The following is a 13,211-nucleotide window of genomic DNA, read 5'->3' as shown; positions in this document are numbered from 1 at the left end:
CTATATTTCTCCGGTAAAAACGTGTTTGGCTGGGCCAATTAAAAATATTTGCGTGTAACCTTCTGTGCTGTTTCCCTCGAATTGCACGGCGAGTTCACCGCCTAATGTCTTGATTTGAATGGGGCTGCTCATGCCCTTCGTGGCATTGGATACCAAAGCCGCTGCCGTCACCCCCGTTCCGCAGGAATAAGTCTCGTCCTCCACGCCGCGCTCATAGGTACGAACGAAGAGGCTTTGGGAATCGAGCTTCTCGACAAAATTCACATTGGTTCCATTCTGCCCCTGATGGGCCTCCGAATAACGGATGGCCGCACCGATGTTCTTCACATCCGTGAATTGCACTTGTTGGACGTAACGCACCACATGTGGCGAGCCGGTATTGGTGAAATAATCGTCGTCGTGCTGGGCGATATTCGCCACATCCTGCATTTGCAAGGAGATGGATGCGGGTGAAATATGGGCCAAATGCGGTCCATCCACCGCGATAAAGTGTGCTTTTTCTTTCACAATCCCCAGGTCGGAAGCGAAGCGAACAAGGCATCTGCCGCCGTTGCCGCACATGGTTCCCTCGGTTCCATCAGAATTAAAATAGACCATGCGGAAATCGTATCCTTCGGCTTCTTGGAGGAGCATGAGCCCATCCGCTCCAATCCCAAAACGGCGGTGGCAGAGCTGCGCAATCGCTTGGGTATCGAGCTTGAAGCTGCGATTTCGGTCATCGATGATGACGAAGTCGTTTCCGGTTCCTTGGTATTTGTAAAATTGCATGTCCTAATTTAAGAAAAATGTGGCAAGTATCGCGCTTGAATGATGCTAAGATGATGTTTTTCATGTCCGGCGATCATCCAAGACAAGGCCCGTGCCGAGATTTTATGCCCATTGGCCGAGCCAATCGCATTTCCCTGAGTTTGCGTAAAGGACTGCACCAAGGCAATCGTGGCCGCGCGTGCGGTTTTGTATTGGCTTACAACGGCCGACAAAGATTGATTCTCATAACCCGCCTGATCCATGTATTCGTTCTCATCGAATCCCGGCAGCGATTGCATTTCGCCCCGTGAAATCGCTAACGCCCGGTAACCGAATATCCGTTCCGAATCCACCATGTGTCCCAAGAGTTGCTTGAGCGACCATTTGCCCTCCGCGTAAGCGTATTCCGCTGTTTGCTCCGTCAAAGCCTCGTAGATCGCAAGCAGCTGCTTCGTTTGATCTTCAAAAACCTCCAGCAAATTGGCATTGGGGTCAAATTGCAAGTACTCCGCAAAGTATGGGGCGTTTGGGTATTCGTAAGAGGCTGGGAAATTCATAAATATAATTGCTTTCAGTTCTTCAAAGGTAAGTTTTTTGAAGGAAAACAGCTGAACGAAAACTGATAAAATGCACTCAGAAAGTATTCAATACACAGATTAGTCAACCCGATGATTTTCAAGTGGATAGGCGAGTAGGGAGCTTCGAGATGTAAATTTTTCCCGTTTTTTTTAGCCAAGCTCTTGCAGGCCCAAAGAATTTCCTTAATTTTGTGCCACCAATTACAAGACGGTCCGGTAGTTCAGTTGGTTAGAATACATGCCTGTCACGCATGGGGTCGCGGGTTCGAGTCCCGTCCGGACCGCCAACTAAGAAAAAACCCTCAGAGAAATCTGAGGGTTTTTTTTATGTATTTACCAACCAAAAATCATTTTGTAATTCCAAGATCTTTTAAAAAGTGATTTAAAAAACTTAAATCGTTAATCGTTATACCTGCCATATTTAATTGAAATTTTTCAATGATATCTTTACAAGTGTTTAATTCCCGAATGAATTTTTCTTCATTTAATTTATCCGAGTTATATTTTTCGGAAATTAAAGTATAAAGGTTTAAATAACATTTTTCTTTGTCTAAGAAGAAGTACTTATGTATCAGATGATAATCCAAGTTTTTAAAATCTAAATCATTCTTGGTGGAATTTAAATCTAATCCTCTTTTTTCCAGTTCTCTTCCTAATTTATATATCTCGTTTAATTTTGTAAGGCTAATTATTGATATTCCCTCCCTAATTCTGGTTATTAAATTTTTTACAGCTGTTCTATAATTTGAATATTGATTATCAATATTTACGTATTGATGAATAGAATTCAACTTTTGTGCCTCATCTTTTAAGAGGAATGTAATTATTTCAAAAAATTGTTCTTCTTCGGTTTTTACATTATCCTCTCTTTTGGAGGATAACATAAATGGTTTTAATGATTGTATAATTGAATCATCAATCTTAATATTATCTTTAACATATTCCCAGCATTCTGTTTTTTTTGTTTGTTCTTGTGCGGAAGTATTTCCAAATGTTGCAATTTGTTTCCAAGTTTGTTTAATGAAATGTTCCAATATTTTATCCAAATCAGAATTAATTCTTTTATCTGATTTTAATAAAGATCCTGCAACTTTATAATTCAAATCATAAATTTTATGATAATCAATTAATCCATTAGTGATATGTTCTAGGTAACTCATCGCATAAATTGTTGTTGCCATGCCTACACTTGAGTCAGCTATTATGCTAGGATAATCTCTATTTGTTTTTGTCCCACATAATTTCCTTGCTCTTTTAAATAAAATTCCAAATCCTATTAGATCTTTATATTGCGATTCATTTAAATTTGATAACCGATCTTCACTATCCATAAAAATGGTAAATTGTTTTTCAGCGCTTAAGGCTGCAATGTGAGGTTTTTGTGAAATGCAATTATACCATCTAGCAACATCAATTTTGTTAAAAACGAATTCTTTTGGTCTACTATTTTCCCAGGATTTAATCATTAATCCTTGGCTATTTTTCGAAACACTATATTGTCCTGCCATCCTTTCAAAAAAATAAAAGACAAACTTGCCATCTTTATCTTGAGCTGGTATTTTGTTGGATAACCTTTCAATGTTTATTAAAAGGGAATCATTAGAATAAAAATCACTTTCTCTTATGGAAGTTTGAGTATTTGCAGCTTTTGAAATTTCTGCTACTATTTTAGCATAATTAGTGTCATTTGAATTAATTGAAGTGATTTTAACTTGAACAAAAACATTTGATAAAGATAAGCCGTCCCTTGTTTTAGCATAATGAATCGTAGCAGTTGTTTGACCGCCATTAACTATCTGAAAATCTTGAATTTCACTTATTCTTCCATCTTTAATTACTACATTCGAAGCAGTTGCTGAAATACCATTATTAAACGAAAAAAAATTTTCTGGATATTCTTTTATTGTATTTCTTATTGCTTTATTTGCTTTTCTATTGGCTGACAAGAAAACTCGAACATTATTTTCAAGCAATTGAGTATTTTTATCATCATAAAGTTCGGCTAACAAATCGCCGGGGAATATTGCCAAAATATAATTTAGTTCACCTTGTTCTTGTTTAATGAAACTCACATTATAATTTTCATAATCTGTAGATTCAAAATTTATGTTTATTGGAATTCGTTTCGATTTACTTCTTTTTTGATCATTATATTTCTTTAAATCCCAATAGTAAATCCTACCTGAAAGATTATAATCATTCAGCGAAAATTTGTTTTCTAAATTGTTTGACTCAATTAATTTATCCGTTATAAAAATTATTTCAATTTTGTCTAAGGTCTTTTCTTTAAAAAATTTATTTATTTTTTCTTGAAGGTCTCTTCCTTCATTTAAATCTTTAATATAATAACCTTCTAATGCATTAATTATAAAATTTTTAGCTTGTTGAATCAAATCCAATATTTCATCTTTTTTGATGAATTCAATTTCTAAACTATTACTAAAGGAACCGGTAATTATAGAAACATGGAAATTTGGTATCAGTGAAACATTAGTCACTTCTTCTGGTATATCATCTGATGATGAACTATCATCATCATTAATTATAAAATGAAAAATACTATTTCCCAATATTCCCCATTTTTTCCCATTTATGGAGCCACTAAATCTAGAAACAACTGGAGGGTATCTAATTATTTCAGAATTGTATAAAAGGTCCATAAAACGCAAAAATTTACAATCTTCAATAAAATTTTCATTCCTTGAAATCTTATACAGATTGTAATATTCTGAAAATAATATCCCTTTTGTTATTTCTAATTCTTTATTCATATTTTAAACTTTTCTAGCATAGAAATGTCTACGCTGTAATTAACATCACTAATTCCAATATCTAGGTTGGATCTTCTAATTCGCGGGAATTCATTTTGATCTACTAGAAATTTCATCTTCTCAATAAGGACAAATTTGTAATTTAGTGGAGTTAATGATGGACCTAAATAATTTATTTCATCCATAGAACATTTTGTTGCAAACATTTCATCTAATCCTTCTGATTTAAGCATATCTATTATATTTGAATATAACTTGCCCAGAGAGTCTTCCAAGCTATTATTTATATTATCCAAGCGATAGCATACTAGATACAAATCTGAAGATTCTTGGCTTTCAAGTTGATATTCAGAAGTAATTTTAATTGTAGTGTTTTTTTTAGAAATTGTTTTTATTTCAATTTCAATTTTCTCAAATGAAAAATCGTGATTTGCAGGAGATGGTCTATGCCAAGAATCGATTAATTCTCTATAAAACCTTGATTCCCGTTCAAGTAGTAATTCTTCTAAATATTTTAATTCTCCAAATAGGCCCCTAGCACTATTAATTGATATTTGAGGATTTTTTTCCCCCAACTTAATTAAATCTCTAATTGAATTATTGAATTTTTTTATCAAATCAACTGTGGAATCTTTCTTTTCTAGTTGCGAATAGAATATATAAATAAACTTGCTGAAGTAATCAATTAATGATTCATCATTTATATGTACCATTAGTTCATTATTCCCTAATACAAAATATAAGTATTTTAATTTGGGTAAAAATAACTTATGAATTTCCTCATCTGAAGAAAATTTTATACTTAACAAATCATAATGGTTTAACTCGTTTTGCCTTTTAAAAAGAGATACGATTTCATTTTTTGTATGAAACTTAGATACCACATTTTCCATATTATTAACGATTTTTTCTGACGATATATGAAACTTTGTCAACACCATCCATTCCTGGAATTGTAAGATAAAATAGTGGGAAAAAGTGCTCATCAAATTTTGTTAAATAAATAATTAAAATGGCCTTTTTACTTTCCTTTCTTAATTCATAGCGAAATTTATGTTTAAAGCTTCCATTTTGAAGCTCATGATATTGATTATAAACATTTTCATTATTTATGATATCAAATGTGTTATCCAAATCGCTATCTAAAAGTTGTTCAAATACTAATTCGTTTATAGGTTGATGTGATTGTTTTGGAGATCGTATTATTCCATGTACCTGATGACCATCCTTGCTAGCTATTACCCATTCATTTTTCGGATAAATTTTAGAATTCATTTTTTGTTTAATTACAATGGAAAACGAATTGATTTTTGAAATGTTAACACTCAAAAATTTAAATACTTCTTTAAATTCACTTTTCTCGTCAGGATGTAAATAAATTTTTTGAAAAAAATCTAATATTTCGGTTGGATCAATATTTTGGAAATTAATATTTTGATCTAGTTTATTCGTTTTTTTAAATCCAATTAATTCATTGTTGTCTACCAAAATATTTTTGTGGTTATTTAACAATGAATCAATAAATTCCTTAAAATATTCAAAATTTTGACAATGGGATTCAATATTATTTAAACTAATTTTTCTTGTATAGATAGATGTGCCTGAAAACGATAATGGCATTTCCTGGGTGTTCTGTAATTTTAATGGATCGCAAATTTTTAATTTTGCCTGAATTGATGCAAGTGATTGATTTCTTGACATTTTGATTGACCATTCTCGTGGTTCAATCTGACGTTCATTCATTTCTAACAAATCATCTCTAAGGCTTTTCTCAAGCTTACAAATATCTACATACCAATCAATATGCTTTTCCTCTAAATATATCTTCACTAAATCTTCATAATTTTTTCTATATCCAAACCATCTACCCATTTGATAAAGTGAGTCCATTCGAGATGAATTTCTGACAAAATAAGAGGTTGTTAAACCCTCTAATGTTAGCCCCCGTGACAGTCTATTACCACCTACGACAATGTAATTTCTTAATCTTTCATTGAGATCTCTGGAAGCCTTGTAAATTAAATTTCGATTGCTATGCTTAAGAGGCTTATTGTTTCCATTTGAATCAATTAGTGTTTTGGACGAGTGATAACTTACCACCTCTAATGGCTGAATTTCTGAATTTAGGATGTCAATAATATCATTTATAGAAATTTTATCTGGGGTCAAATAAGATCTGTCATCACCAAATTGCAATTTGTAAATTGGATTTAGTGAATTTGATTTAATTAATTCTAATGCATTATTATATTTTTGATATGTGTAATTATTTTGAGCTATTAATAATTCTCTTTGATTGGTTAGAAAAACGTTAATTTGGTTTGCAAGGTAATCAACTCTTGATGTCAAATGTGAAGTGTGTATTAACATTGAATTGTAATCGTGTTGACCCCTATATTTTCTTACATAAATTGTTACCAAAAAATGTATGATGGCATCTGATAGGCTTTCAGGAAGTTGTTCAAAATTATAATCTTGATTTTGCCCCCGGAAAAATATCTCATCAAGATTTTCGGAATAAATTTGATTAATATTAACTAATACAGGTATCGAGTCATTATTGCCGCCGAAAATTTTCTCAATTCCCATGTAGGATTTACTCGGGTTAAGTGGTGTTATGAAATGTTTTGGGAAAAGTTGGCTATTTTTATCGATTCGATATTTTTTTTGATTTATAATAATGTCTTCACGTTCAATATTCAGTTCATTTTGGTTAATTACTGAGTAGGGTGTTGCTGTATATGCAATAAAAGTTTTTTGAGAAATAAGTGATAATGCTACCCTTATATATTTATTAATTGTAGATATTACTTGATTTTTAGCATTTTCTAAAATTACTTGTTCACTTTCACTTAATTCATCCTTAGCTTCCAAATCTATTGCTAAATCATACAAGTTAAATTCAGATTTAGACATTGATTGAATTGAGGCATTATCAGCTTCATCATCTATAATTAAAAAAGGGGTATTTTGAAGTTGATAGTTCTCATCTTGTCTATTGCTATGATTATTTAACCAAGTAATTAAATTTTCTAAAACAGTTTTATTTTTCTTGATTACCCATATTGATTTATGGTTTATCCCAACTAAAGTATCTAAATTACCAATTCTTGAAAGATCTGAATCTGATGAGGTTGGACATGAAATATTATCGTCAAGATCTTGGAACAATTTATCTTCACCAATACCAACCCATTCCCCATTCAAAATTCCAAGAACACCATGATCTATCCTTGCTTGAGTTTGTCTTCGTAAATCTTCGGTAATTCCTGTCAATACAATTATTACTTTATAACCGACATCAAATGCCCTATTTATTAATCCGACATAATTTGCTGTTTTTCCTGACTGAACGTGACCATATACCAACCCTCTCCGATCCCATGACTTATTTATTGTGTTTGGGTCTTTGGGATTATGACAATTATCTAGGATTTCAAACGTATCAGCTTCGAGTTGTTCAATAAGATCTAACTTTCCTGTTCTGGTTAGATACCTTTTATAACATTCAAATCTTATTTTTTCATTTTTTCTCCAGGCCGAATCTAACCATGGCTCTATATCATGTGATTTTGCTGATTCTGCAGCTTTTTTTTCCCCAAATGATTCGGATAATATTTTATAAAATTCTTCAAAACTTATATCATTTTGATTTGATAGAAGGCCATTAAAATAAATAGATGATATTGAAGAAATAGTTTTTTCGATATTTTCAAAACTATTGTTGCCAAATAAATTTAATTCTTCAATTTCTGCGCTAATCTTTAACCTGCAACCGTTTAAAGCTTTTTGTATAGTTTCATTCATTTAGAAAAGATTTGATTTGTTCTTGATGTAAATAAAAAGGTTCACATTTAAACAGTTGGATTAAAGATTCATGATGATTAGAATTTAGGCGATATTTTGAATATAACTCCTTTGCAATTTTTAGGTATTCAGTACCTAATTTTTCTGTATGTTTTATTCTGTCATGATGTGTAGGTTTTAAATCATTATTTTCAATAATTTTTGAAATAGGCAAATTAGATTCTATGACATTTAATATAATTTTTAATGTTTTTAAATCAATTAGTGATTTTTGAATTAGTATTTGAAATATTGGATGGTTTTCATTGATTTTATACTGGTAACTAGATTTTTCAATTTGATCTTTCCATATAGTTGCATTCTCATAGTTGGCTCTAAAATCCTTTTGAATTTTTCGACCTCCTCCATTTACTTTTACCCCTGATAATATCTTAGTTTTTTCTACAAAAAGTATAATCTCTTTAATGAAATCATAAGGAATATTGGCGTTTGTTTTTGTAATTTCTAAGTTCCATTTTTCATCTATTTCGGTATTGTTCGGTATATCTATCTTAACTCGCGCTAATTTTGAAGAGTTTTTACTTTTCATTAGATCTCTCCATCCGCCATATGGAGTAATTAATCTGTTTAAACGATAAATATATATTCCTTGCTGTTGTTCAAAGCCATTAAATAAGCAATACGAATTAAATCTAAATGTGGCATTTTCGTAATCCTCGTCCCAATGAATTGGGTGTTGTAAACTATAAGAATTTAATGTAGTATCTTCTTGGTCACTTAATTTTATCGTTGAACTTAGAGTTGATGAATTTGGAATTGGATTAATGCCTATAATTTTAATATCGTTAATTATAATTTTTAAGGTTTGATTCTCTAAAAATCTGTGAAAGCATACGGATATATAATTTATGGTTTTAACAATCTGAGAAGCAAAATTTTCTAAATCTTGTGGTGCTCTATCCCAATTGTTCCAAATTAATATAGTTCCACTTGTTCTTTTTTCTAAATAATCGAAATCCTCCTCAAAATCCTCTAATTGTGGTTTAATCAAATTCCATGAATTATTTTTTTGAATGAAATCTAAATCAAGAGACCTAGCAACTGGTTCAAAGCTTTCTTTTTTGGAAATTATAATAAGTTTTCTTGCTTGACTAATTGAGGCTGTTTTCATCCCAAATCCAAATCGCCCTAAATCATTCTTATTTCTCTCTTTTAGCGATCCTAACTTAAATGAATGGATTAATTCATTTAAATTCATTCCATTTCCATTGTCTATAATTTTAAAGTATGGACTGCAATTATTCCAATTTAATCTCAGTTCTATTTCCGTTGATTTAGCCGATATTGAGTTATCAATTAAATCCGAAATTGCTTCCTCTATTGAATAGCCCAAATTTCTATTTGACTCTAAGAGAGCAAATGGATCTGGTGTAAAATCCTCGGCAATATTATTATAATTTAACCCCATTGTTCAACCATTGCTTTTGCTATTCCAGGAAAAGTTTTACTTCTTAAATGGCCATTTCCTGAAGCCTGAGAATACCATTTTGCCATTCTTTTCCCACTTGAAAATGTTACGAATTCACCTTTGTGTGTATGGGTAACTAATTCCGGGAAGAGAGGCGCTTCTTTTATGTGCACTAGTTTTGGTAGACCCTTTAACCAGAGGCAAGTTGCTTTAGAATATGGATCTCCAAAATAATAGGGTTGGATTATTTGCGTTGGTTTTTGATAAATTGAGCTCATAATTCCAATAGGATTTTCTATTGCTATTTTAGGAATGGGAGCATTGACCATTTTCATGAAAAAGTCAATACCTTGCTGTTGTCTACCATCTTCTTTTTTTTTCTTAAAATGTCTAGCTCCGCTTACAGCTAAATGTGTGCAAGGGGGGAATGCAATCATCATATCCCAATTATCATTCAAGATTTCTAATACATCACCTTGGATATGCCACTCAGGGAATCCTCCTGAACAAGGTAAAATATCCGCAGAATAAGCCTCATGTCCAATTTCCCGAAACCCTTTACATACTTCTTGGGATTCTTCGCATGCTAATAAAATTCTCATATTTCAACTAAAATATTTTTAACAACCTTACATATTCGTCAAATATGTCCGAAACAGTAAAAAAGCCTTCTACTCTCCAATTACTACCATCTTCTATTAATAATAAAATTGGATGCTTATTTATTTTTTGTAGAATAAGACATTTATTTGCAGTTTCATTTTCGTTAATAATTCCTTTCTGTGCCTTGAAGGAATAATTGTAGTAGTCTTTTTTTTCATAACCATCATGTATGTACTTGCCTGCTTTAGTTTTTATGATTACTAATTTAAATTCAGGCATTTTACCAACCCAATTTATACCTTGTTGTGGAGTATTTCCAATAATATATGTTTCATCGATATAATATTCGCTTCCCTTAACTTTTGAATATTGTATGAGGTCCCAAAGATTTTTTTTGGTTAAAAGGCTGTTTGGTTTCAATTCGAGCAAATCTTTGTAAGATTTCAGATTTATTACTTCATTCATAATTATTTTTTGACTCTAATGGCATGCTCCTTTTAATCCTTTCCACCGGCTCCATACTATTCACCTCCACATCCAGCAACCACGAACCATCTTTTTGTTCCGTTAGAAAATCAACCGTTGCCGGATAATCATCTTTTAGGAAGAGCATAGCACGCATGCTGAGTTTTAACTGGATGTGAAAGCGTTCGCCGGTTTCGTTGAAACCAAAGACGTCTGGTTTTAGCAGTTGGTGTGCGTCCATGAATTTACAATTTTCTTCTAATATTTCTAGGCCACCCATGCGCTCGAGTTTGAAATATTTATTTTGTTGTGACTCGATCTCAAAGGCGCAGAGGGTTTGGTAGTTGTCGGTGAATCCAATCGGTTCTATGACTCGATCAGTGATGCTTTCGCTGCTTGCCGACTGGTATTTAAAAATCTTGACTTGTTTCTGGTTTTTAATCGCCTCCTGAATTTGGGAAACGAGCTTGGCTAAATGAACGGCCATGACTTGGTTGGCTCGGGTTTGGGATTCCGCCAAGTAGGGGAGTTTGGCTTGAATGGAAGCGGCCAAGGGATTGTTTTTGGCAGCAACCGAAAGAGCCTCATGGATGAGTTGGGATTCCTCCTTCGTAAAGGGTTCCGAAATGGTTTCCGAACGTAAATAGAATTTATGGTGCAGGTCTTTCTCCACCTCAAACCCGAGTTCCCCTAATAGATCGAGGTAGCGGTAGCAGCTACGCTCAGAGATTTCCAGGGACTGCGCGAGGCGTTTGATGGATTTGGCAGGAAAGGTTTTTAATAGGGTGATCAACTTGAAAACCCGCAGAATCCGATGTTGGTTGAACATAAATTCGGTTTTAAAATTTAAACTTAATGAATTGTTTTTTAGGGTTTTGGGGAAATGACTTGATTTGTCAGTGAAAGTTAGTGGGCGGTGGGCAGTGGGCAGTCCGAAGTCCGAAGTCCGGAGGGGAGTTAGATTAGGTGGTGTTTGGTGTTATTGATGACCATGGGGACTAGACGCGAAGTATCGTGTTTTTACAAAAGGGGATAGACGCGAAGTATCGCGTCTCTACAAAAGGGGATAGACGCGAGGTATCGCGTCTCTACAAAAGGGGATAGTCGCGAGGTATCGCGTCTTAAACTTTGGCAAACCTGAAAGGATTGCCAAAGAGGCTGTCTGCAATTTTCCTGCCAAATCGGGTCGGGGAAATAGGTTTGACTCTAGCTGTCTTTGGCTTGAACTTATTTGCCAGAAACAAATTATATACACATGAAAAAATTAGTTCTAGTACTTGCTTTAGCAGTTATGAGTTTGTCGGTTAATGGGCAGACGGCTGTGGTGTCGCCGTGTAACGATAGTCTCTATACGGTATTGAAAACACGGTCTATCGGTCAAATGACAGATCGTGAGTTTGCATATTTTAATCAGAAGGAAAAGGATTGTGCGGAGTTTCGTAAAGCGGTGATGCAGGAAGAGGTAAAAAAAGAGACCTTGGATTTAACGAAGAAGACAGTTAATACGTATTGGACGATTGCGATTATAGGAGTGGCGTTGTCTTTGGTGCCATTGTTGTTATTGTAAGAAGGGGAGACGCGAGGTGTCGCGTCTCTACAAGAAAATGGCGACGAATTTTGTCACTGAAATTCCTTTCCGTGTTTTTAGGCTCTTTACTAATTCACTTTCTTGCAGTGAATTAATTACATACTATGCAAAAAATCATTTGGGCTTTATGTTTGTTGGCCTGCATGGGCTGTCGGGAAACGACCTTGGAATGGGGCCAAAAGTTAATTGCCGCGAAGAATTATGAAAAGGCCCGGGAGGCTTTGACCTTGTGGATACAAAGTGACACGACGCACTGGGAGGCCTATTACGATCGCGCGCGCTGTGAAACGGAGCTGTATCAATATTCGGAGGCCTTGGCGGATTATGAGAAAGCCTACGCGATGCATCCTGATGCGAAGACGTGTACGGGACTCGGGAAGGGCTATTGGGACCTGAATGACACTGAAAAGGCCAAAGCCTATTTGAATCGGGCCATTGGGATGGACCCTACTTATGCGGATGCATATTTGAATCTGGGGATAATCTATACAAAAGAAGAGGCCTTTCAGGTGGCATTGCCCTATTTGTTGAAGGCGAAAAGTTTAGCGGATCAACCGTCCGATGAACTATCCATGGCCTTAATGATTGTTTATTTTGAGACAGGAAATGATCCGGCGTGTTTGGAAATGATACAATCCTTTAAATCTTCGGATACCTTGACTTCCGACGCCTATCAATTCCATGGACGATTATATCAGCGGAAAAAGCAGTATCAAAAGGCGCTGAAGGAATTCGATGCGGCGTTGGATATCGATTCGACCAATGGTTTCGCGCGTTTGTGCCGGGCGGATACCTATTCCGCCTTGAAGCGATTTGATTTGGAAATCGGGGACCGGACGCGTATCATTCGGGCGATGGAAGCCATGGACGATAATGCCTATTTAACGGGACAGTCCTATTATTACCGTGGCATTGCCAAAGGGAATGCGGGGGATAACCGAGGGGCACTTCAAGATTTCAATCAAAGTTTAGCCATTGCGGGGGATGAAGCGGGCACGTATTTCAGTCGGGCCATCGCCAAAATCCATTTGCATGACCTACCCGGTGCCTTGCGTGATTATCAAAAGGCAAGTAGGTTGGAGAAGAATGTGGCATTTGATCGCTATTTGACAGAAGATCCACGGGCATTTTCGGCTTTTTTGGCCTACGCGAAAAAGCGGGGTGTTCAAATTAAACAGATGTAA

Annotated in this window: 11 protein-coding genes and 1 tRNA gene; 3 read left to right on the top strand and 9 right to left on the bottom strand. The window is 34.6% G+C overall.

The window, feature by feature from the left end; all coding sequences use genetic code 11:
- Both dapF and ACMH5P_RS05090 read right to left on the bottom strand, forming a co-directional pair.
- Entirely contained in the window at positions 1-768 is a 768-nt protein-coding gene (gene dapF, locus ACMH5P_RS05095; protein WP_459493253.1) for a diaminopimelate epimerase, read from the bottom strand.
- 8 nt (positions 769-776) lie between these two features.
- Positions 777-1,304 (bottom strand): DinB family protein, encoded by a 528-nt coding sequence (locus ACMH5P_RS05090; protein ID WP_459493252.1) that lies wholly within the window; start codon positions 1,302-1,304, stop codon positions 777-779.
- Between the two features lie 231 nt (positions 1,305-1,535).
- Here ACMH5P_RS05090 and ACMH5P_RS05085 point away from each other — a divergent pair.
- Positions 1,536-1,612 (top strand) — tRNA-Asp (locus tag ACMH5P_RS05085).
- A gap of 60 nt (positions 1,613-1,672) precedes the next feature.
- On the opposite strand, the gene ACMH5P_RS05080 is transcribed toward ACMH5P_RS05085, so the two are convergent.
- The 7 genes from ACMH5P_RS05080 to ACMH5P_RS05050 are packed head-to-tail and all read right to left on the bottom strand — an operon-like array spanning position 1,673 to position 11,268.
- On the bottom strand, positions 1,673-4,096 hold the full coding sequence (locus ACMH5P_RS05080) for an AIPR family protein (protein WP_459493251.1): 2,424 nt from the start codon (positions 4,094-4,096) through the stop codon (positions 1,673-1,675).
- A complete protein-coding gene (locus ACMH5P_RS05075; protein ID WP_459493250.1) occupies positions 4,093-4,989 on the bottom strand; it encodes a PD-(D/E)XK motif protein in 897 nt (298 codons plus the stop codon). Before ACMH5P_RS05075 ends, ACMH5P_RS05080 begins: the two co-directional genes overlap by 4 nt.
- 4 nt (positions 4,990-4,993) lie before the next feature.
- Positions 4,994-7,903 (bottom strand): Z1 domain-containing protein, encoded by a 2,910-nt coding sequence (locus ACMH5P_RS05070; protein ID WP_459493249.1) that lies wholly within the window; start codon positions 7,901-7,903, stop codon positions 4,994-4,996.
- Positions 7,896-9,371 (bottom strand): ATP-binding protein, encoded by a 1,476-nt coding sequence (locus ACMH5P_RS05065; RefSeq protein WP_459493248.1) that lies wholly within the window; start codon positions 9,369-9,371, stop codon positions 7,896-7,898. Before ACMH5P_RS05065 ends, ACMH5P_RS05070 begins: the two co-directional genes overlap by 8 nt.
- Positions 9,362-9,973, bottom strand: a complete 612-nt coding sequence (locus ACMH5P_RS05060) for a hypothetical protein (protein WP_459493247.1) — start codon at positions 9,971-9,973, stop codon at positions 9,362-9,364. Before ACMH5P_RS05060 ends, ACMH5P_RS05065 begins: the two co-directional genes overlap by 10 nt.
- A gap of 7 nt (positions 9,974-9,980) precedes the next feature.
- On the bottom strand, positions 9,981-10,439 hold the full coding sequence (locus ACMH5P_RS05055; protein ID WP_459493246.1) for a hypothetical protein: 459 nt from the start codon (positions 10,437-10,439) through the stop codon (positions 9,981-9,983).
- Positions 10,432-11,268 (bottom strand): helix-turn-helix transcriptional regulator, encoded by an 837-nt coding sequence (locus ACMH5P_RS05050; RefSeq protein WP_459493245.1) that lies wholly within the window; start codon positions 11,266-11,268, stop codon positions 10,432-10,434. Before ACMH5P_RS05050 ends, ACMH5P_RS05055 begins: the two co-directional genes overlap by 8 nt.
- Positions 11,269-11,694: 426 nt before the next feature.
- Between ACMH5P_RS05050 and ACMH5P_RS05045 the strand changes: the two genes are divergently transcribed.
- Both ACMH5P_RS05045 and ACMH5P_RS05040 read left to right on the top strand, forming a co-directional pair.
- Positions 11,695-12,006: a hypothetical protein gene (locus tag ACMH5P_RS05045; RefSeq protein WP_459493244.1), complete on the top strand. Its 312-nt coding sequence runs from the start codon at positions 11,695-11,697 to the stop codon at positions 12,004-12,006.
- 125 nt (positions 12,007-12,131) lie between these two features.
- Positions 12,132-13,211: a tetratricopeptide repeat protein gene (locus ACMH5P_RS05040; protein ID WP_459493243.1), complete on the top strand. Its 1,080-nt coding sequence runs from the start codon at positions 12,132-12,134 to the stop codon at positions 13,209-13,211.

The sequence above is a fragment of the Aquirufa sp. 5-AUSEE-100C1 genome, assembly GCF_054558655.1.
This window is presented reverse-complemented; position numbering and strand designations above follow the sequence as displayed.